The organism is Sphingobium sp. SA2 (assembly GCF_032227065.1).
Lineage (GTDB): Bacteria > Pseudomonadota > Alphaproteobacteria > Sphingomonadales > Sphingomonadaceae > Sphingobium.
This window is the reverse complement of the sequence record NZ_JAPMXX010000006.1, coordinates 3,220,434-3,242,496: the sequence shown is the minus strand read 5'-3', so window position 1 is coordinate 3,242,496 and position 22,063 is coordinate 3,220,434. Positions and strand designations below refer to the sequence as shown.

10 protein-coding genes are annotated in these 22,063 nt (G+C 59.1%); 2 read left to right on the top strand and 8 right to left on the bottom strand.

The annotated features are described in order from the left end of the window. Positions 1-49: 49 nt before the first annotated feature. Both OVY48_RS23255 and OVY48_RS23250 read right to left on the bottom strand, forming a co-directional pair. Positions 50-1,150 (bottom strand): glycosyltransferase family 61 protein, encoded by a 1,101-nt coding sequence (locus OVY48_RS23255; RefSeq protein WP_313924644.1) that lies wholly within the window; start codon positions 1,148-1,150, stop codon positions 50-52. Between the two features lie 50 nt (positions 1,151-1,200). Further along, positions 1,201-5,106: a glycosyltransferase gene (locus tag OVY48_RS23250; RefSeq protein WP_313924643.1), complete on the bottom strand. Its 3,906-nt coding sequence runs from the start codon at positions 5,104-5,106 to the stop codon at positions 1,201-1,203. Positions 5,107-5,501: 395 nt separating this feature from the next. On the opposite strand from OVY48_RS23250, the gene OVY48_RS23245 reads away from it, so the two are divergent. Next, a complete protein-coding gene (locus tag OVY48_RS23245; RefSeq protein ID WP_313924642.1) occupies positions 5,502-8,825 on the top strand; it encodes a glycosyltransferase in 3,324 nt (1,107 codons plus the stop codon). A 61-nt stretch (positions 8,826-8,886) separates the two neighbouring features. Here the strand turns inward: OVY48_RS23245 and OVY48_RS23240 are convergent, their stop codons facing one another. The 3 genes from OVY48_RS23240 to OVY48_RS23230 all read right to left on the bottom strand — a co-directional run bounded on the left by OVY48_RS23240 (position 8,887) and on the right by OVY48_RS23230 (position 11,925). After that, positions 8,887-10,014 (bottom strand): hypothetical protein, encoded by a 1,128-nt coding sequence (locus tag OVY48_RS23240; protein WP_313924641.1) that lies wholly within the window; start codon positions 10,012-10,014, stop codon positions 8,887-8,889. 115 nt (positions 10,015-10,129) lie between these two features. Further along, a complete protein-coding gene (locus OVY48_RS23235; RefSeq protein ID WP_313924640.1) occupies positions 10,130-10,828 on the bottom strand; it encodes a hypothetical protein in 699 nt (232 codons plus the stop codon). Next, a complete protein-coding gene (locus OVY48_RS23230; RefSeq protein WP_313924639.1) occupies positions 10,825-11,925 on the bottom strand; it encodes a GSCFA domain-containing protein in 1,101 nt (366 codons plus the stop codon). The genes OVY48_RS23235 and OVY48_RS23230 overlap by 4 nt, the downstream gene beginning before the upstream one ends. A gap of 233 nt (positions 11,926-12,158) precedes the next feature. Here OVY48_RS23230 and OVY48_RS23225 point away from each other — a divergent pair, with 233 nt between their 5' ends. Beyond that, a complete protein-coding gene (locus OVY48_RS23225; RefSeq protein ID WP_313924638.1) occupies positions 12,159-13,061 on the top strand; it encodes a hypothetical protein in 903 nt (300 codons plus the stop codon). A 154-nt stretch (positions 13,062-13,215) separates the two neighbouring features. On the opposite strand, the gene rpoC is transcribed toward OVY48_RS23225, so the two are convergent. The 3 genes from rpoC to rpoB are packed head-to-tail and all read right to left on the bottom strand — an operon-like array spanning position 13,216 to position 21,836. Then, a complete protein-coding gene (rpoC, locus tag OVY48_RS23220; RefSeq protein WP_313924637.1) occupies positions 13,216-17,472 on the bottom strand; it encodes a DNA-directed RNA polymerase subunit beta' in 4,257 nt (1,418 codons plus the stop codon). Beyond that, a complete protein-coding gene (locus tag OVY48_RS23215; RefSeq protein ID WP_037473705.1) occupies positions 17,469-17,663 on the bottom strand; it encodes a hypothetical protein in 195 nt (64 codons plus the stop codon). Before OVY48_RS23215 ends, rpoC begins: the two co-directional genes overlap by 4 nt. 6 nt (positions 17,664-17,669) lie before the next feature. Then, positions 17,670-21,836, bottom strand: coding sequence for a DNA-directed RNA polymerase subunit beta (rpoB, locus tag OVY48_RS23210; protein ID WP_313924636.1), 4,167 nt, complete (start codon positions 21,834-21,836; stop codon positions 17,670-17,672). Positions 21,837-22,063 lie beyond the last annotated feature (227 nt).

The window sequence follows — 22,063 nt, the reverse complement described above, 5'->3', positions numbered from 1 at the left end:
GACATGCCTGATCCCCATCGGTAGCCGTAAAATAGGGAAACCCGGCTGGTTAAGCTGGCTGTTTCCCTTGTCTCCGGGCTATCCGCGCCAATCCTGCATCGACGATCCTGCATAGCAGGCCAGGGTCTGCTGTAAAATCGGCGTTGCCCAATTGGGCAGGGTCTGCACTATCACCGAAAAGGAAGGAGAATGGCTGCTCCCGGATGCCCGCCATATCCCAATAGAAAAATTCATGGCCGTAGTCGGGGCTGAGCGCCACCACCTCACAATGTACGGGTGCCCATAGGATATTGGCCATCGTCACATCGGTCGTGCCCACGACCATTTCAGCCTCTGCAAACAGGGCGACCTGTTCATCGATGCTCATCGACTGCGGCGCAACGATAGTGAAATTGCGCTTTGTCAACTGGTTCACAATATCAGGTTCGTTCAATAACCTACGCCTCATCGCACCATCTCGGCTGATATAGAGGCGACGATGTACTTTGCCATGCGGTACCTTTGCCCGCGCCTGCGCCGACACATGGCGCAGGCCGGTAAAATCATGTGTATGGCTGTGGATTGAGTTGACCGTAATGAAATGAAGGAGGTCGAAGCGTGTCGGCTCTGTACCCAGCCAAAGTATTTCATCATCCCGCACACCCATCCATTCCAGCGTGCGTTGGCGCATCGGGCGCATGTCAGCCGGCGAAGCAGGGACAGCAAACTGTATCGCTTGCTGGGGAAACATCGCTCGAAATTCGCGTATGCGTGGCAGCAATTCAGCAAGCCAATGGGCAAAATTGCTGTCGCCCGCTTTACGCAACAACGCTGTCGGTCGAGACTCATGACGAACCACCCGATCTTCCTGGGGGGGCGTGACATCGGGTGCGCCAACGATTGTTTCTTGGACAATGATGCCCTGTTCCGAACGCACAAAACCATTCTGGAAAACAACCGCATTGCGCATCGTCGCCAGGAACGCCAATGGCAGCCGTGCAATATCGCGCTTGAGGACGGTTTCTGTCCGGCTTTGCCAATGGCCTTTGAGTTGTTCGGCATTCGCGAACTGCGGCATCATGCTGGGGTAGATCTGCGCGCGCGCAAGAGAACGAAGAGTCGCTCCACACGTCGCGGCATCTTCTACTTTGAACATCTGATTATCAGTCATTTGCTGCAAGCCATTATAATTTTAATATTTCCGAAAGTGGATCAAGCACGTCACATCAAAATGTTCAATATCATAGCATCATATTGAGGAAGGGTCTGTTGCAGACCGAACGATTGCAAAGCGTTCCTCTTGATCGCATCGCGCTTCGACCGGTTGGAATCCACCTGTGTGACAGCTGATTCTAGTGCCGCCGTCCATGCATCGACATTATTGTCGATAAGTGTCAGGCTCTCCATCTGCGCGGCCATATTTTGCAGGAAAGCGGCATTTGAAGCCAAGACTGGTAGGCCGAGCGCGGCGCCTTCCATGACATGGAGTTCGCCCTTGTTGCGATTCGACTGGGTATCGATCAACGGCACCACCGCGAAATCAAAATCCTTCGCCTTTTCCCGCAACCAGGGGACGAAATACCCATAATTTTCGACGCCAATCGGCACTGCAATCCGTTCGGCCCAATCTGGCATCGGATCATTTTGCATCCCAACTACGGCCAGACGGAAATTTGGATATCGAGCAACGATTTCGTCGATCGCAGGTTGGATCATCGACAGGCTTTCGCCATGAGTCAGGCTATCGAAATAGAGCGCGCGTATGTCATTATCAGCGCGCCTTTCTTCGCTATAGCCCCGCCAAAGCGGATCGCTTAGCCGATCCGGCAGTAGATGAACCTGTTCATTGACGCTCGCCAAACCGGTCATCAACTGGGGTGTGGATACGGTTATCCCCTTCGCTTGGGTTAACAAGCGGCGCAGATAAGGGGCATAAGCCTGACCACTGCCCGTCGGTTCCTTGTCGGCAGAAACATCGAGTAAATCCTCGTCCAGGTCGACTGCATAGCCAACCCCAGCGGTCTTGAAAGCCGCCATGAGCGGGTCAATCATAGTTACGGGAATGACATTACGTTGAATGATGGCCCCGTCGATTGATTTTGCCTGCAAATTGGCGAGCAGGCTGTCGGGCGTCATCCGCACGAAAATGGCTTCGCGCTCGAACCCATTACGGGTGCGCTCCCACAGGCGTACATCAGTGGACACGTCCTTCCCCTGTAGTCGCCGGTTTGATGGTGCCGTCACTGCGATTATCGGTGCGGGTTTCATCCCACGTGCTTGGCGATATACGTTGATGTAGCGGCCACCCATCAGTTGTGTGGTTTCGCCCGACCCTGTCATATCCTGCCAACCGACGACCGCGGAATCGACGCGATCCTGTTCATTCGGATCGAAAGCCAGCGTTACGATCTGTGTGTACAGGTGTTGGATGTCCGCGTGCGGCAGCACCCATCCTGCGCCGCTTTTGCGTACACGCGTTGCGACGGTCGGGAAATCGAACACCAAGGGCGGAATACCGACCGACCATAATTCGGTCAACGTATGGCAATAAGTCTCATCCCACACAGAAAAGACCGCACCGAGATGGATGTTCAGCGCCTTCACGCGCTGCGCAAACTCATCCCGCTTATAGGTGCCATGGACGATGAGGCGTGGGTGCGTAATCCCTTGCGTGCTGTCGATCTTGCCGAGTACGTGGAATTCGATCAGGCCTGCTCGGTCTTCATTCAACAGATCCCGTATGATGCCCAGTCCTTTGGCCATACTGATATTGCCGGGAACAAGGATACGCAGCGGATTTCCATGGCGTGGGCGTTTGCGTAAGAATGACAGTTCCGAGAAATTACGACCATGCGGGATTACATGAAAACGCTCGGCCGCAATGCCCGGTAAATGCGTCAGAATCGTATTACGGGCGCTTTCTGATGTCGTCACAAAAGCATCGCATGGCGCAAGTGCTTTCTCGAAACGCGCGCGCCAATAGCTGATCCATTGCGTGTCGACGGGCGGCATGCTTTCTACCGGCCATAATTCTGGAAGGGCTAGGCCATCAAGCTTTTCAAGGTCGCCACCGTAAAATGTCCCATCGGCACGTAATAGCTTGATGGAGGGACAAAGGGCGTAAAAATCGTGGAACGAAAATACGACTGTGCAGCCTTGCGCCTTGGCAACACGCGGTAAGTTCAAGCTATGCCAAGCAAGATGTCGGATATGTACCAGTTCAAAGTCGTAGCAGCGAAGCCATTCCGCGACAACCGCGTCATATTCGGACGACACGTGGCGGATAGGTTCCAATTGTTCTTGAAGTTCGTGGCGCGCGACTTCCTCAAAACTGTCTCCTTCGCGGCGCATCAGGAACAGGTGTTTACTGTCGCAGCGCATCAACCAAGAGTCAAAGCCGTCAGCGATCGCCCCCATGAGATCAAGGTTGGTTTGGGGCGTTCCGCCTGTCTGGGTGGCAACCACGAACAACAATCTTGGCTGCGTTTCGCGGGGGGCGGCGCAGTCGCGTTGCGCCATGCCACCTAGAAGGCGAGCAAGCGCGATATCTGCCCCGCTTGAGAAAATTCGGATCGCGGTCTTATATTCTGGATATCGAGCATCGATGACGGCGCGCCCTGCCTTCATCAGGTCGGTCTTGGCCTCACCAAAACTCTTTGACCGATCATGATACACATAGGTGCGATCATCGATCAGATTGGCCCATCCGGCCCGACCCGCTCGCATGCAGAAATCATTTTCCTCGCCATAACCACGGGGGAAGGCGACTTCGTCGAGGCCGCCAATCTCGTCGATGCAGGCGCGATTGACGAACATGCAAAAGCCGTTGCCTGTAGGCACAATCGGATACAGCCCCATGCTCCGACGTCGAAACGCCCGCGCATAGGTGATTTCATCGACGCCCGGCGGCAATTCATTGTCGTTGCCGATGTTGGGCGCAGAAAAGGCGCCCGCGCGATCCGACATGGCCGTTACCGTCGCGACACGGGGCCGGGAACTGGCCGCCGTCAACATGCCTTCCAGCCAACCGGGCGTTACCCGTGCATCGCTGTTCAACAGGATCGCATGCTTTTCCCCAACTTCTGCGATGCCGCGATTGACTGTCCGAGTGAAGCCCATATTGGTTTCGTTACGCAACACGCGCATGTTGGCATGAGCTTTGGCGCGCTCCATCAACATGCCTATCCGATCATCGGGAGACGCATCGTCGATGAACAGAATCTCGACGTCATCGGGCGTGAACGCGGCCAGCCTGTTTATGCAATTTTCGACATCATCATACGCATTATAGACCGGGACAATGATCGCTGTATCGGATGGACTAATGAATGAGGCATAGCTGTGACGACGAATTTGGCGCTTCTCGCCGTCGATCGTTATGTCCTTCTCCTCGATCTTCCCGTCGGGCAGGCGCATAGCGATCGTATAGGTTCCCGCGCCCAACTCCGCGAGTGGCAGAGGCGCACGAATGCCCCCGATACCGTCAGACAAGCCGGCGCGCAGCAGGTCGTTGCGACGATATTCATTGCGGATCGTGCTGAAAAAAGTGCCATCGATCAAAATATCGACAAGAAAACAATCCTTCTGATCGAGCGTATTAACAGCCCAACCGCGCAATTCTGTCTTGGATATGCTTTCGATCCGGGACTTGCAGGAATAGACAGGCTCTTGATTGACTGGTGCAGAGGCTATGAGCGCAGGATCGGTCTCTGGGGCTGCCGCCGCTTCGCTCTGCGCGTCGGTTGCCGTCTCGCCCGCCGTGGGGGCCACCATCCCGCTCAACGCGGGCGTCCTATCGGACGTCAGAACAACTTCCACCAGAACCGGCATGCCCTCTTCCAGCGTCAACCCGTCGGGCAGGCCGTTCGCCAATGTTCCGATAAATCCGCAATGGGCTTGGGGAAAGCCGGCGTCGACGACATCCTGTCGCTCGACATTCGCTGACACATTGGTGGCGACGGGCATCCCTTCGATCAGAATGTCGATCGTCAGCGGATCGTCAATCCCTTCCGCCTTTACCCAGCCGATGACGGCGCCGCCCTTGATCTCATCAATATGTCCGATGAAAGTCCGCATTAGGGTCGCCTCGTCGGAAGGAGGCGGGCTCTGGGTCAGGATATCGTTCATACATCCACTCTGATTGTCGTCACGCAAGCAAATCACTTGCCGAACGGGAAGGGAGATTTGCATCCCCTTGATATATAAATGCGGTCAACCGTCCAGTCTGCTCTGGCCAGAATTTTGGCGCAGTGCAGCAAGATATGCAGATGATTGCGCTAAACGGTCAATGTGTCATTGGCGCGGCAGCGGCAATGACGTCCTGATTTTCCCGCAGGATGCTATAGGGCAGTCTCTTCGCAACTGCGTTGATCTTCCGGCCGGTCCGGGTTATCCTTTCGCCTTGATAACAATGCGTGTCTTTTCGCTACGGAAAGAGCAAGGCCATACGGGTTGCACAGGGGAGCGTGCCGGTTGGCATTTCGATGCCGGTGAATCGATTTGGATTGTACGGGGGAAATTAGGTGAGTCAGATCAGTGTAGCGACCGCTGTGTCCGCGCAGGATGTTGCGCGGATTAAGGATTCGGGCCTGTTTGACGAGGAATGGTATGTTCGGACCTATCCCGATGTCGCCATTCTTAACATGGACCCGGTCGAACATTATCTTTGGCTTGGCGCGCGGCTGAACCGCGATCCCTCGCCCCATTTCAGCACGAGCGGCTATTTCGAGGTCAATCCCGACGTCCGCGACGCAGGCGCGAATCCGCTGGCCCATTATGCCAAGAACGGCCAGCGCGAAGGCCGCAAGATCGCGCCGCGCCGCCGCGCGGCCGACCCCGCCGCCTGGCGTCAGGGCGCGATCGATGTCATCGAAGATGCGCCCTCGGTGCTGCTGTGCGCGCATGAAGTGAATCCGCAGATGTTCGGCGGCGAACGCAGTTTCATCGACATGCTCGACGCGCTCGCGCAGATGAAGCTCAACGTCTATGTCGCCGTCCCGCGCGAAGGCAATCCCGACTATATCGACCTGCTGCGGCAAAAGAGCTGCGGCCTCTATTCCTTCCCCTATTATCAATGGACGAAGAATCGCGGACCCGACGAAACCTCGATCGAGGATTTCATCCACATCATCGAGCAGCGCAACATTGCCCTGGTCTATTGCAACACCATCGTCCTCGTCGATCCACTGATTGCCGCGCGCCGCGCCGGACGCTTGACCGCGATCCATGCACGCGAACTGATCGACCATGACGAACATCTGTGCGACCGCATGGGCATGGACGCGGCCGGGATCATCAAGCGCATCCTGCACCAGACCGACTATGTCATCGCCAATTCGGCCGCGACGCAAAAGCTGTTCGCGCACAGCCGTCGCAGCTTCCACGTCCCCAATGTCGCCAAGGTCGATTCGCTCGACATGCCCAATGTCGTGGGCGAACATGTGGTGTTCGGCATCGTCAGCTCCAACATCCCCAAAAAGGGCATCGCCGATTTCGTGGAGGTCGCGCGCCGGGCGGAGGAATTGGTGCCCAACGCCCGCTTCCGCGTCATCGGCCCGGAAAATGCCTATGTCGAAGAATTGAAAGAAGCCGGACTGCCCGGCAATCTGGAATTTGCGGGCTATGCCGACAGCCCGGCCGAGGCGATGGCGCAGCTCAACGTCGTGATGGCGCTGTCCCACTTCGCGGAATCCTTCGGCCGCACCGTGGCCGAGGCGCAGGCCGCGCGCCGTCCGGTGATCGGCTATCGCTGGGGCGCGGTGCCCGAACTGATCGATGATGGCCAGACCGGCTTCCTGGTCGGTTACAAGGATGTCGAGGCGGTGGTCGCGCGCGTCAATACGCTGTGCAAGGACCCTGGCCTGATCGCGACCATGGGCACCGCCGGGCGCGAAAAGATCATCCGCCAATTCTCGCCCGTCGTGCTGCGCAACAATCTGCGCCACGCCCTCTCGGCTATTCTTGCGGAAGACGTCCCATTACGGGACGATGAGACCCGCCGCCTCACCATCATCGTGCCGGTCTATAACGCGCCCGAAGCGGTCGAGCGCTGCCTGACCTCGGTGCTGGCGAAAACCGATCTCACCCGTGATCGCGTGCTGATGATCAATGATGGCAGCAGCAACGAACTGGTGCAGCCCCTGCTGGATCGCTTTGCCCGCCATCCGGGTTTCCACCTGCTCGTGAACCCGCAGAATATGGGCTATACCCGCACCATCAATCGCGGCATCCGCTGGGCCGAGGGCGACGATATTCTGCTGCTCAACAGCGATACGATCGTCCATGACGGCTGGATCGACGGCATGCGCAAGGTCGCCTTCGGCACGCCCAAGGCGGGCACGGTGACGGCGATGGGCGACAATTCGGGCAGCTTCTCCTTCCCGGTCGCCAATATCGTCAATGCCAAGCCCGACGATATGAGCCACGACGAATGGGCCAAGCGGATCATCGCCTTCACCCAGGTCTCCGAACCGATTGACGTGCCGACCGGCAATGGCTTCTGCCTCTATATCCGCCGTGATCTGATGGATCATATCGGCCTGTTCGACGAAGAGACTTTCCCGCGCGGCTATGGCGAGGAAAATGATTTCTGCATGCGCACGATGAAGGCCGGGTGGAAGAATTTCATCACCCCCCATGCCTATGTCTTCCACCAGCGCACCGCCAGCTTCGGCGGCGAAAAGGATGGCCTCATCAAGACGGCGATGGAAATCGTCCACCAACGCTATCCCGACTATGCCCGCCGGGTAAAATCCGCCTTCGGGTCGGGCCGGATGAAGGCGCTGCGCGCGCTTTCGGCCAAGGCGTTCGAGGGCGCACCCGTGCCCACGCAGCCTGCGTGGCACAACGCGCCGGTCGGCGAACCGACCGATCGCCCCGGCTATCGCGCCGGACCGGAAAAGCGCTTCCTCTCGCTCAACAAGATGGTGATCGACTGGCACACGATCCGCGGGCAGGCGCCACAGCGCGACCCCGATCTCGTCTCGATCATCGTGTGCGTCTTCAACCAATATTCGCTGACCAATAAATGCCTCAACGCGCTCGCGCGCCATTGCGGCCGGGCGAAGGTCGAATTCATCATGGTCAATAATGGCAGTGATGAAGAAACGTCGGGCCTGCTCGACAGTTGGGCGGAGCGGGACGGGCGTGTCACCGTCATCCACAATTTCGACAATCTCAACTTCTCGCTCGGCAATAATATCGGCTTTGCCGCCTCGCAGGGCGCGCGCGTCATCTTCCTCAACAATGATACCGAAGTGAAGGCCGGCTGGATGGAGCCGCTGCTCGCGCCGCTCGCCGACCCGGACGTCAAGGGCACGCAGCCCAAGCTGCTCTACCCCGATGGTCGCCTCCAGTGCATGGGCGTGGTCTTCTCCGGCAAGACGCCGCTCGGCTACCCCATCTATGTCGATGAGGCCGCCGACTCCCCGCTGGTTACGCAAAACCGTCGCTTCCGCGCCATCACCGGCGCCTGTTTCGCGATGCGCGCCACGGACTTCGCGGCGGTCGGCGGCTTCGATCCGGTGTTCATCAACGGGCAGGAAGATATCGACCTCTGCTATCGCGTCGGCCATGGCGCCAATGTGTTCGAATATGTCGCCGCGTCCACCGTCACCCATCATGAAGGCCGCACCAAGGGCCGCGGCCGCTTCATCACCCACAACCGCTACAGCTATGCCGCACGCTGGAACGACGTGTTTCCGGGCGACGACGTTGATCATTATGCGAAGGACGGGTTCATCGTCGCTGACTATCAGATCGACCGCCCGGAACTGGATGGAAAGAGCATCGCCTGCTGGCGCGCGAAGATCGAGGCCAAGAGCGAACCGGTCGCCGAAGCGGGTTGAAGCAGGCTAAGGGTCGATAACAGGAAAGAGCCTTCGCTGCGCTCCTGTTATCGACGCTGCCTTAATTGGCGATCATTCCTGCAAGGGACTCAGTGGTCCAGTAATTCTTCGTTGCCCGCTCTATTGCCGACTTTTTGTCCGGCTCCATCTCGACGAGTTTGTTGAGGGCACGTAGCCCTTTGTCCATGTCACCGTCTTTCAGCGCAGGATTGAAAGCGGGTACCAGCATCTTCAAATTGTGAACATAGGCCGGTTTGACTTCGGTCAATATGCTGGAAATTCGGGACCAGTCTGTGTTGGCTGGTGGCAGGTCTTCCGGTGTCGGGCGGGGACAGCGCATCGCGAAACCATGTCGTTTGTTCAGTCGCTCGACAATATCGGCGTTGTTGTTCCCCACCAGCGCAGCGGCGGGGGGCGAAAGAACGGCCTTGGTCCCGACCATGCCGGATTCGTTCATCATCGCAAAAAAATCGATCAGTCGGGTACTGGGCGGTATCATCTTACCGTCGCTATCCCGGCAGAACTGCGCGCGATAATCCTGCAACACGACCATTTGCTCGGTCGAAAGCGAACTATTCTCATTGATATGTTCGAGCCCAAGATCCTTGCCCGTCAGGCTCTTCACCACATGTTCAAAGTCCGCGACGGCGTTCCCACCGACCAGGCTATTGCGATCGAACATGCGAACAGTCACGCTGCTGATCATGGGAAAACTGTTCCAGTTATCAAGCATCCTATCCAGCGACCGGACGTAGGTATCCGGCCGGGGAAAGCGGTGACTGGATTTGATGAGTTGCTGGGCCATCGACAGATACATGCCCAACGGGTCGCGAACATAAGCAATCACGTCGATCCGCTCAATGTCGAGCGTGATGAATTGCAGAATCTCGACGACTTCTTCCGGGTCCAGCGTTAAAAAGGCTTCGGACGATATGATGATGTAATCGCTGTGATCCAACTGCGATTGCAACATCTTGATAGCTTGGAGCGCAAAACCCCGCTGCTGTTCGGCGTTGCCGCGCGTATTTTTGCCGAGCAGCGTACCGAAACAAAAATTGCCGCTGGTCCGATGGTGCGAAGCGTAGGCCAAACCCATTTCGCGTAGGCGGTCGCGCGCGTCGAACAGGGCCGCTTGCATCGACGAACTGCCGCACTTGCCGTCACCAATATGAACGATGAACTTCGCCAAGCACCTAATCTCCTTATTGGGGCACAATCGCGCGGGGAAGGGTCAGGCGATATGCCATCGGCCTAGCGATTACCTTCTAGCGGACGCGGTTTGCTATCCACGACGCGATTATTTATCAAGAAAGATGTGCGAAGAACTGGGTCAACCAAAGTCGGCCGAAGTCATCGTTCATGTGATTGAGATCGACGCTGGGATGCAAGGCGTTGTCATGGACGTCGCCGATGGCGAGGGATTTCGATCCTTGGGCAAAGGGCATCGCCGTACTATTGCCGTTGACGATCGTCGTCGCCGGCTGGGGTAGCAGGGTGGCACCTACGGCAGCATATTTTTTGGCATTCAATAGCGCGATGCCGCGTTCATAGGGCCCGACATCCTGTGGTCCCTCGTTACGCCTTGCGCCGCGCATGGGATTGTGGCCGATATAAATAGGCTTGTCCGTAATGGTCCGCAGTTTTTGGAGCGTGCTGTAGGACAAACTACCCGCCACGACATCATCGACTGCACGATCGAGTAAGGCGCTCGAATAATAGCGATCTTCGGCGATGAAAAAGGGCCTTGCCTCCATGCCATAGAGGAGGAAGGCGTCATAACCGTCCGTATCGATCCTCCGTTCGCCGCCCGATGTGAAGGCGATCGCATCGGCGGTGCCTTCGTCGCTCGGCACAAGACTGCTGTCCTCGACCGTCAGGCTTTTCAACCCATCGCCGCGCGCGCCGAAGAAGCAGAGATCGTACAAGACCTCCTTTGCCTTCATCATATCCATGCCGCGTTTGAGCGAGCCAATATGGCTATTGCCGATGACCGCTATTTTCATCCTTTTTTGGCGTCGCCGAATGCGCCCAGCAATTCCTCTTCGCATACTTCATCCAGTTTTTTGGAGGGAGCAGATGCCTTGCGCGTCTGCGCTGTAAAATAATCGCCGAATCTGCGGACCAACCCCTGGAAGAAATGGTCCATCACGAAATCGACGCCGCGTTTGTTTACGCCGCGCATGTTGGGTTCGAAGAAGGTGCCCTTGAAGACGGCGCTATTGATGATTTCGTAGGACGGGAAGTAATCGACCATCTTGTGATGCATGGCGATTTGCCCGGCCACGGCGCGAAGCACCGATTTGGAATACATCGTCGCCACCAGCACATGCTGCGGCGATTTGGTGGCCGTCAGTGGCACTGGTGAGACCGTCAGGATGAAATTCAGTTTCGGATTGACGGCGCGCATCATGCGGATCGAGTCCATCAGCGCCGATCGCACATCCTCAAAGGCCTGATTGCGGAACTGATGCTTCTCGGCGTCGAATTCCCCTGCGACCGTGCCGGGGCACATGGGATATTCATATCCATGCTCCTGGTTGAACCAGCTTTCCGTCAGACCCAGTGTGAACACGAAGAAGTGCGAGTCCGTGATGCAGGTGCGAAAGGCCTTGATCGTCTCTTCGCGCGACAGCAGCATCTCTTCCAGGGTCGCGAAACCATTGGGCTCGATCGCCGGGCGGAAGGGGTCGTAGAAACGCCCGTTCTTCTCCCAATATTCCTCTGGCGGGCTGCTATGCCCCAATGCCCAACTGGTCCACTGCCGCAATAGGGATGTGGTATAGATATTGGCCGTGCGCGCCGAAAAAATATTATAATTGAACAGCTTTGCGCCTTCCTCACTCATCCCGACCGGCGGCGTTTCAGCTATCATCCAATTGAATTTGCGATTTTTCAGTGCGTTGCCGATATGCTGCGCAAAGCAGGAACCAAAGGTCGCCACCGGGGCGCGCGGCGCAATGCGAAATTTGGGCGACCATAATTCTTCAATGTCGAACATCGATCGTTCGGCGATGGCGGGCCGCCAGAAGGCCTTCTTGGGCAGATCTTCGTAAGGATTGGTCGAAGCGACACCGTCCGGTGTCTGTGCTTTCTTTGCCATCGCCGGTTCACCTACCTTATCGTCTGCTGCAACAGGAAAAAGAAACGAAGATCACCAACACTGTTTGTTGCACTGCACAGGAGCATATCGGATCGCCTTGGGAATGAAAAGGCGGTTCATCACAGGTGCAACATGGTGGCGTTAAGACGTTTCATGGATCGCGGTTGCACATGGCACGTTACGATATTCGCGTGTGCAACATATAGAAGGATGATGATAGGATGGCGCATCGGATGACAATCTTGCGCTGGTCGCTGCTCGCGGCAGTCTTCGGCACCGCGATGGGTGCTTCCGCCGAACCCCAACGCCGCCTCTCGGTCGATTTCGACCAGGGCCAGCATATGAAGGCCAAGGGTTCCAATACGATCGTCGATCCGCGCAGCAACCTGACCTTCAACGCTACGACCGACAAGGGCACCAAGGCCGCAGACCGGCCGCAGGTCGTGTCCACGGGATGCTTCACGCCGCCCAGTTGCCTGCGCATCTCGATGGACCCCAGCGCCCAGGGCGCGGCCAAGAACAAGATCATGTACAGCTTCTGGTCGCATTACAAACCGCTGCCCGGCGGCGAGCAGGGGCGGATGCAGATTGGCGACAAGGGGACCACGCGGATCAGCTTCGCCATGAAGCTGGACCAGCGCTATGACACGCCGCCGCATCAGATGATCCATTTCCAGGTGTTTCAGCCCAAGATGGCTGGCCGTCCGTCCAAGGTGAAGAATGCCAATCCCGGCGGCCCCATCTTGTCGCTGCGCACCGTGCCGCTGTCGCGGCGCAAGGACAAGTCGCCCGATGTGCAGGAATTCATCATCGCCGTCCGCAATCCGCAGGCCGAAAACCTCTATTATTTCGACCAGCGCGACAAGGGCGTCCTTTACCGCGGCAAGGTGCGCAAGGGCGAATGGAACCGCTTTTCCTTCGTGCTGCAATCGGCCGACCAGCGCGGCACGATGCAGGGCCGCATAGGCTTTTGGCAGGACGGGCAAAAGCAGTTCGACCGGCCGGTGCAATGGGGCTTCAACCCCGCCACCTATGCCGTCAGCCCGAAACTGGGCGTCGAACTTGGCAGCTACCGCTCTGCCGATGCCAAGGGCCACCAGACCGTCTATTTCGACGATGTGACCATCGACCGCTGATCGGGCAGGGCAGGGGACTACCATCCCTGCCATACCCCACGAAAAAGCCCGCCGCAGCGTCAAACGCTCCGGCGGGCTTTTTCTTAGGCGCTCAAGGCACCGTCAGCGCCGGAGCCACAGCCGGAACGGCATGTGGCCCCTGCACCCTATCGGATCACTCCGCGTCCTGCGTGGTGAAGTCTTCACCCTGCACGGCGCCCAGTGGATCGTCGCCGATCGCCGCTTCCGGCCCCTGGCGCAGTTCGGCGGCATGTTCGGCCGCCGTCGTCTTGGGCGCGATCAGGTCGATCTGGCTGGCGGCTCGCAGCGAGGCGCGCATCGCTGCGTCACGCGACGAAGCGGCAACCCGCATCCGGTTCATGCCAGCGCCCGTACCCGCCGGGATCAGGCGGCCGACGATGACATTTTCCTTCAGGCCAATGAGCGTGTCCTTCTTCCCCTGAACCGCTGCCTCGGTGAGGACGCGGGTGGTTTCCTGGAAGGACGCTGCCGAGATGAACGAACGGGTCTGCAGCGACGCCTTGGTGATGCCAAGCAGCACGGGCTTGCCAGCGGCGGGCAGGAAGCCCGGTGCCAGCTTGCTGTTGATCTCGTCCATTTCCTCGCGGTCGACCTGTTCGCCCACCAGCAAGGTGGTATCGCCGGACTCGATGATCTCGACCTTCTGCAGCATCTGACGAACGATCGTCTCGATATGCTTGTCGTTGATCTTCACGCCCTGCAGACGATAGACTTCCTGGATTTCGGCGACCAGATATTCTGCCAGCGGCTCGATGCCGAGTACTTCGAGAATATCATGCGGATCGGGCGAACCGCCGATCAGATTGTCGCCGCGCTTGACGAAATCGCCTTCCTGGACGTCGATCACCTTGCTCTTGGGGATCAGATATTCGACCGGCTCGCCGCCATCCTCGGGATTGATGGCGATCTTGCGCTTCGCCTTATAATCCTTGAGGAATTGGACGCGGCCCGAAACCTTGGCGATGATGGCATTGTCCTTGGGCTTGCGCGCTTCGAACAGCTCCGCCACGCGCGGCAGACCGCCCGTGATGTCGCGGGTCTTGGCCGCTTCCCGGCTGACACGCGCCAGCACGTCACCGGCCGACACCGTGGCACCATCCTCGACCGACAGGGTCGCACCGACCGCCAGCATATAGCGGGCCGCTTCGCCCGAACCATCATCCAGCAGGGTCAGGCGCGGACGCAGATCCTCCTTAGTGCGCGCGGCACCACGATGTTCGGTGACGACGCGCTGGGCGATGCCCGTCGCTTCGTCGGTCTGTTCGGCCAGCGTCTTGCCGTCGATCAGGTCGACATATTTGACGATACCCGGACGCTCGGTGATCACCGGCATGGTGAAGGGATCCCACTCCGCAAAGCGGTCGCCCTTCTTGATCGTGTCGCCATCGGCAAACAGGATGGTGGCACCATAAGGCAGGCGATGGGTTTCGCGTTCGCGCCCTTCGCTGTCGATGATCGCGATCTCGCCGTTGCGGGCGAGGCTCAGGCGACGGCCCTGCTTGTCGGTGATGGTCGGCATGTCACGCAGTTCGATCGTGCCGTCCGCCATCGATTCCAGGTTCGACGTTTCGTTGAAGTTCGCCGCGCCGCCGATGTGGAAGGTCCGCATGGTGAGCTGCGTACCCGGTTCGCCGATGGACTGCGCCGCAATGACGCCGACCGCTTCGCCGATATTGACCGGGGTGCCGCGGGCAAGGTCACGACCATAGCATTTGCCACAGACGCCCATCTTGCTCTCGCAGATCAGCGGGCTGCGGATCTTGACCGCCTGCGTACCGATTGCCTCGATCTGCACGATCAGCGCTTCGTCGAGCAGCGTGCCGATCGGCACGATGACCGAACCATCCTTGGTGTCAACGATGTCCTCGGCCGTGGTGCGGCCCAGGATACGTTCGCCAAGCGACGCAATGACCGAGCCGCCCTGGACGATTGCCTTCATCTCCAGCGCCTTTTCGGTGCCGCAATCTTCCTCGACGATCGTGCAATCCTGGCTGACGTCGACCAGACGGCGGGTCAGATACCCCGAATTCGCCGTCTTGAGCGCGGTGTCGGCCAGACCCTTACGGGCGCCGTGGGTGGAGTTGAAATATTCAAGGACGGTCAGGCCTTCCTTGAAGTTCGAGATGATCGGCGTTTCGATGATCTCGCCCGACGGCTTGGCCATCAGGCCGCGCATACCGGCCAGCTGCTTCATCTGCGCCTGGCTACCACGGGCACCGGAGTGCGCCATCATGTAGATCGAGTTGATCTGCGCCAGACGACCCGTCTTGGGGTCCTTGGGCTGGGCGCGGATCTCGTCCATCATGGCGTTCGCCACCTTGTCGCCGCACTGCGACCAGGCATCGATCACCTTGTTATACTTTTCCTGCTGGGTGATCAGGCCGTCCTGATATTGCTGCTCATAGTCGGCCACCAGCGCCTTGGTTTCGGCAACGGTGCCTTCCTTCGAGTCAGGAATGACCATGTCGTCCTTGCCGAACGAAATGCCCGCCTGGAACGCGTGCTTGAAGCCCAGCGCCATGATGGCGTCGGCAAACAGCACCGTGTCCTTCTGGCCGGTGTGACGATAGACCTCATCGATCACGTCGCCCACATCCTTCTTGGTGAGCAGGCGATTGACGACGTCGAACGGCACCTTATGCGCCTTGGGCAGACATTCGCCCAGCAACATGCGGCCCGGCGTTGTCTCGTAACGCTTGAGGTAGCTGTTGCCGGCCTCATCGGTCTGCGGCACCCGGCTGATGATCTTGCTGTGCAGGGTCACGGCCTTGGCGAACAGTGCCTGATGCACTTCCTGCATGTCAGCGAGCAGCATGCCTTCGCCCGGCTCGCCTTCGCGCTCCATCGACAGATAATAGATGCCCAGCACCATGTCCTGCGACGGCACGATGATCGGCTTGCCGTTCGCGGGCGACAGGATGTTGTTGGTCGACATCATCAGCACGCGCGCTTCCAACTGGGCCTCAAGGCTCAGCGGAACGTGGACGGCCATCTGATCGCCATCGAAGTCGGCGTTGAAGGCCGAGCAGACCAGCGGGTGAAGCTGGATCGCCTTGCCTTCGATCAGCACGGGTTCGAACGCCTGTATGCCCAGACGGTGAAGCGTCGGCGCGCGGTTCAGCATCACGGGATGCTCGCGGATCACTTCGTCCAGGATGTCCCAGACTTCCTTGCGCTCCTTCTCGACCCACTTCTTGGCCTGCTTCAAGGTCATGGACAGACCCTTGGCATCCAGACGGGCGTAGATGAACGGCTTGAACAGTTCGAGCGCCATCTTCTTAGGGAGACCGCACTGATGCAGCTTCAGTTCAGGACCGGTCACGATGACCGAACGACCCGAATAATCGACGCGCTTGCCGAGCAGGTTCTGGCGGAAGCGGCCCTGCTTGCCCTTGAGCATGTCGGACAGCGACTTGAGCGGACGCTTGTTGGCACCGGTGATGACGCGGCCACGACGGCCATTGTCGAACAGGGCGTCGACGGCTTCCTGCAACATGCGCTTTTCGTTGCGGACGATGATGTCCGGCGCACGCAATTCCATCAGGCGCTTCAAGCGGTTGTTACGGTTGATCACGCGGCGATAGAGATCGTTCAAATCCGACGTCGCGAAACGACCACCGTCCAGCGGCACCAGCGGGCGCAGCTCTGGCGGGATCACAGGAACGACGTCCAGGATCATCCATTCGGGACGGTTGCCCGATTCCAGGAAGCTTTCGACGACCTTCAGGCGCTTGATGATCTTCTTGGGCTTCAGCTCCGATTTGGTCGTCGCCAGCTCTTCGAGCAGGATCTTCTTCTCGCCCTCAAGGTCGAGATCCATCAACATGATCTTGACCGCTTCCGCGCCGATCCCGGCGGTGAAGGCGTCCTCGCCATATTGATCCTGCGCGTCGAGCAGCTCGTCTTCGTTGAGAAGCTGATATTTCTCTAGCGGGGTCAGGCCCGGCTCGGTGACGATATAGCTTTCGAAGTAAAGGACGCGCTCCAACTGCTTCAACTGCATGTCGAGCAGCAGGCCGATGCGCGACGGCAGCGACTTCAGGAACCAGATATGCGCAACCGGCGCGGCCAGTTCGATATGGCCCATGCGCTCGCGACGCACCTTGCTCACCGTGACTTCGACACCGCACTTTTCGCAGACGATGCCCTTATACTTCATGCGCTTATACTTGCCGCACAGGCATTCATAATCCTTGATCGGACCAAAGATGCGCGCGCAGAACAGGCCATCGCGTTCGGGCTTGAACGTGCGATAGTTGATGGTTTCGGGCTTCTTGATCTCGCCGAAGGACCAGGACCGGATGCGCTCTGGCGAGGCAAGGCCGATCTGGATCTGGTCGAACGTCTCGGTCTTGGCGACCGGATTGGCGAAGTTGGTCAGTTCATTCATTTTTCAATTCCCTCCGGGGAAAAATCCTGAGCGGCTCTGCGTTGCTGGATCATCTGCCGAAGCAGTCCGATCTGTAGCAGCAGCAAAGCCGCATAGATTGCGTACCTGCTAGGCGTTCCAGTCATCCCCGTACGCTCAACGTCAAAGACGAGAGCGATCCAGACGGCCAGAATGCCCAGCTTGATCCACATTCAGTCCTACTCCGCCGCCGCCGCGAAGCCGTCGTCCTCGTCGGCGATCGCGTCCATCGTCGCGAGTTCGACGTTGAGGCCCAGCGAGCGCATTTCCTTGACCAGCACGTTGAAGCTTTCGGGGATACCGGCCTCGAACGTGTCGTCACCCTTGACGATCGCCTCATAGACCTTGGTGCGGCCGACCACGTCATCGGACTTCACCGTCAGCATTTCCTGCAGCGTATAGGCGGCACCATAGGCCTGGAGCGCCCAGACCTCCATTTCCCCGAAGCGCTGGCCACCGAACTGCGCCTTACCACCCAGCGGCTGCTGCGTGACGAGCGAATAGGGGCCGATCGAACGGGCATGGATCTTGTCATCGACAAGGTGATGGAGCTTCAACATATAGATGATGCCCACCGTGACCTTGCGGTCGAACTTGTCGCCGGTGCGGCCGTCATACAGGTCGCTCTGACCCGATGTGTTCAGCCCCGCCAGTTCCAGCATCGCCGACACGTCCGCTTCGCGGGCGCCGTCGAACACCGGCGTCGCCATCGGCACGCCGCGCTGGAGATGTTCGGCCAGATCGACGATCTGCTCGGCCGTGCGGGCGTTGATCTCGTCGGCATATTGCGGACCATAAGCGGTCAGCAACCGGTCCCGCACCGCGTCGGGCATAACGCCCGGCTCAGGGTTGGGATTGGCCTCGCGCCAATCTTCCAGCGCGTGCTTGAGCTGCTGGCCGATGCCACGGGCAGCCCAGCCCAGATGCGTTTCGAAGATCTGCCCGACATTCATGCGCGACGGCACGCCGAGCGGGTTGAGCACGATGTCGACATGGGTGCCGTCTTCCAGGAACGGCATGTCCTCGACCGGCAGGATGCGCGAAATAACACCCTTGTTACCGTGACGACCGGCCATCTTGTCGCCCGGCTGCAGCTTGCGCTTCACCGCCACGAAGACCTTGACCATCTTGAGCACGCCCGGCGGCAGTTCGTCACCACGCTGCAGCTTGTCGACGCGATCCTCGAACTTGTCGACGATCGACTTCACCGCTTCGTCATATTGCGCCTTGACCGCTTCGATGCCGGCCTGACGAATGTCGTCCGCAACCGCGAACTTCCACCATTCATGCCGCTCGACTTCGCTCAGCAGAGCCTCGTCGATTTCGACGCCCTTCTTGACGCCCTTGGGCGCCGCCGTTGCCACCTGGCCCGTCAGCATTTCCTGCAGACGGTTGAAGGTCGCGCGGTTGAGGATGGCGCGTTCGTCCTCGCGATCCTTGGCGAGACGGTCGATTTCCTCCCGCTCGATCGCCATGGCGCGCTCGTCCTTGTCGATGCCGTGACGGTTGAACACACGCACTTCGACGACCGTGCCCGCAACGCCCGGCGGCAGACGCAGCGACGTGTCGCGCACGTCGCTCGCCTTTTCACCGAAGATCGCGCGCAGCAGCTTTTCTTCCGGCGTCATCGGCGATTCACCCTTGGGGGTGATCTTGCCGCACAGGATGTCGCCCGGCTCCACTTCGGCGCCGATATAGACGATGCCCGCTTCGTCGAGGTTGCGCAGCGCTTCCTCGCCGACGTTCGGGATGTCGCGGGTGATGTCCTCTGGCCCCAGCTTCGTATCGCGTGCCATGACCTCGAACTCCTCGATATGGATCGAGGTGAAGACGTCATCCTTCACGATACGTTCGGAAATGAGGATACTATCCTCATAGTTGTAGCCGTTCCAGGGCATGAACGCGACGAGCGTGTTGCGGCCAAGAGCCAGCTCGCCGAACTCGGTCGACGGGCCATCGGCGATCACGTCGCCGCCTTCGATCAGGTCGCCGACATTCACCAGCGGACGCTGGTTGATGCAGGTATCCTGGTTCGACCGCTGGAACTTCTGCAGCGTGTAGATGTCGACGCCCGACTGGCCGGGTTCGATGTCGCCGGTCGCACGGATGACGATACGGGTCGCATCGACCTGATCGACGATGCCGGGACGCTTGGCGGCGATGGCCGCGCCCGAATCGCGCGCAACCGTGCCTTCCATGCCGGTGCCCACGAACGGGGCCTCGGCACTGACGAGCGGCACCGCCTGGCGCTGCATGTTCGATCCCATGAGTGCGCGGTTGGCGTCATCATTTTCCAGGAACGGAATGAGCGAGGCCGCAACCGACACCAGCTGCTTGGGACTGACGTCCATCAGCGTGATGTGATCCTTGGGCGCCATCAGGAACTCGCCGGCTTCACGCGCCGAGATCAGGTCTTCGGCCAGCGTGTGGTCGGGGTTCAGCTCCGCGTTCGCCTGCGCGATCGTGTGCTTGGCCTCTTCCATCGCCGACAGATAGACGACGTCATCGCTCACCACGCCGTCGATGACCTTGCGGTAGGGCGTTTCGATGAAGCCATATTTGTTCACGCGGCTGAACGTCGCGAGGCTGTTGATCAGGCCGATGTTCGGGCCTTCCGGCGTTTCAATCGGGCAGATACGGCCATAATGGGTCGGGTGAACGTCGCGGACTTCAAAGCCTGCACGCTCGCGCGTCAGACCACCCGGCCCAAGCGCCGACACGCGGCGTTTGTGGGTGACTTCCGACAGCGGGTTGGTCTGATCCATGAACTGCGACAGCTGCGAGCTGCCGAAGAATTCACGCACGGCCGCCACGGCTGGCTTGGCGTTGATCAGGTCGTTCGGCATCACCGTCGACACGTCCACGCTCGACATACGCTCCTTGACGGCGCGCTCCATGCGCAGCAGCCCGACGCGATACTGGTTTTCCAGCAGCTCGCCGACCGAACGCACACGACGGTTGCCGAGGTTGTCGATATCGTCGATTTCGCCCTTGCCGTCCTTGAGGTTCACCAGTTCCTTGACGACGGCGAGGATGTCCTCGACGCGCAGAGTGGTGACCGTGTCTTCGGCATCCAGCTCAAGACGCATGTTGAGCTTCACGCGGCCCACGGCCGACAGGTCGTAGCGTTCGGGATCGAAGAACAGGCCCGCGAACAGCGCTTCGGCGGTTTCCTTGGTTGGCGGCTCGCCGGGGCGCATGACGCGATAGATATCGCTCAGGGCCTGGTCGCGCTCTTCGGCCTTGTCGGCTTTGAGCGTATTGCGGATCCACGGACCGGTGGTGACATGGTCGATGTCGAGTAGCTCGAGACGGTCGATGCCCGCCTGATCCAGCTTTTCCAGATTTTCCGGGCTGATTTCGTCACCGGCTTCGACATAGATTTCGCCAGTCGCGTCATTGACCAGGTCATAGGCGCTGTAGCGACCATAGACTTCCTCGGTCGGGATCAGCAACTGGGTCAGGCCGTCCTTCTCCGCCTTGTTGGCGGCGCGGGGCGAAATCTTGGTGCCCAACGGGAAGATGACTTCGCCCGACTTGGCATCCACGATGTCGAACGACGGCTTCTGCCCGCGCCATGCTTCGGGCGTATAGGGAATCTGCCAGCCGCCTTCGCCACGGACGAAGGTCACCTTGTTGTAGAAATGCCCAAGGATTTCTTCGGCATTGAGGCCCAGCGCGAACAGCAACGCCGTGACCGGCAGCTTGCGCTTGCGGTCGATACGGACGTTGACGATGTCCTTGGCGTCGAACTCGAAGTCCAGCCACGAACCGCGATAGGGAATGACGCGCGCGGCGAACAGATATTTGCCCGACGAATGGGTCTTGCCGCGGTCATGGTCGAACAGGACGCCCGGCGAACGGTGCATCTGGCTGACGATCACGCGCTCGGTGCCGTTGACGATGAAGGTGCCGTTACCCGTCATCAGGGGCATGTCGCCCATATAGACGTCCTGCTCCTTGATATCGAGCACGGAGCGGGTTTCGGTGTCCTGATCGACTTCGAACACGATGAGGCGAAGGGTGACGCGCATCGGCGCTGCATAGGTGATGCCGCGCTGACGGCATTCCTCGACGTCATATTTGGGGTCTTCCAGCTCGTAATGGACGAAGTCCATTTCGGCGGTGCCCGCGAAATCGCGGATCGGGAAGACGCTGCGCAGCGTCTTTTCCAGGCCCGATACATAACCGATCGAGTGGTCCGAACGGAGGAACTGTTCATAGCTCTCCCGCTGCACTTCGATCAGGTTCGGCATCTGCACCACTTCGTGGATGTCGCCGAACACCTTGCGGATGCGCTTCTTCGCGCCGGTGTTACTGATCGGGGGGAGAGCTTTGGTCGCCATGCTTGGTCCTTGCCTTCATTCGTCGCGTTTTTCCGCATCGCAGCGAAAATTCAGTCGAAGCGCGATGGAGAAAGGGGTGATTCGCACCCTTTCATTCCACGCAAAAAAGTGCGGGTCGGGACTGTCCGATCCGCACTGTCAGCACCTGATGACTCGCCGTTTTCGTCCAATACTGCCCTTGGCCACGCGCTAACCGGCCCCGGTCCCCGAACGATACGGGAGACGGT

Excerpts from the sequence above, each read along its gene's own strand:
- OVY48_RS23215 (WP_037473705.1), bottom strand. The coding sequence starts at position 17,663 with ATGTGGATCAAGCTGGGCATTCTGGCCGTCTGGATCGCTCTCGTCTTT.
- OVY48_RS23225 (WP_313924638.1), top strand. The coding sequence starts at position 12,159 with ATGACAATCTTGCGCTGGTCGCTGCTCGCGGCAGTCTTCGGCACCGCG.
- OVY48_RS23235 (WP_313924640.1), bottom strand. The coding sequence starts at position 10,828 with ATGAAAATAGCGGTCATCGGCAATAGCCATATTGGCTCGCTCAAACGC.
- rpoB (WP_313924636.1), bottom strand. The coding sequence starts at position 21,836 with ATGGCGACCAAAGCTCTCCCCCCGATCAGTAACACCGGCGCGAAGAAG.
- rpoC (WP_313924637.1), bottom strand. The coding sequence starts at position 17,472 with ATGAATGAACTGACCAACTTCGCCAATCCGGTCGCCAAGACCGAGACG.
- OVY48_RS23255 (WP_313924644.1), bottom strand. The coding sequence starts at position 1,150 with ATGACTGATAATCAGATGTTCAAAGTAGAAGATGCCGCGACGTGTGGA.
- OVY48_RS23250 (WP_313924643.1), bottom strand. The coding sequence starts at position 5,106 with ATGAACGATATCCTGACCCAGAGCCCGCCTCCTTCCGACGAGGCGACC.
- OVY48_RS23230 (WP_313924639.1), bottom strand. The coding sequence starts at position 11,925 with ATGGCAAAGAAAGCACAGACACCGGACGGTGTCGCTTCGACCAATCCT.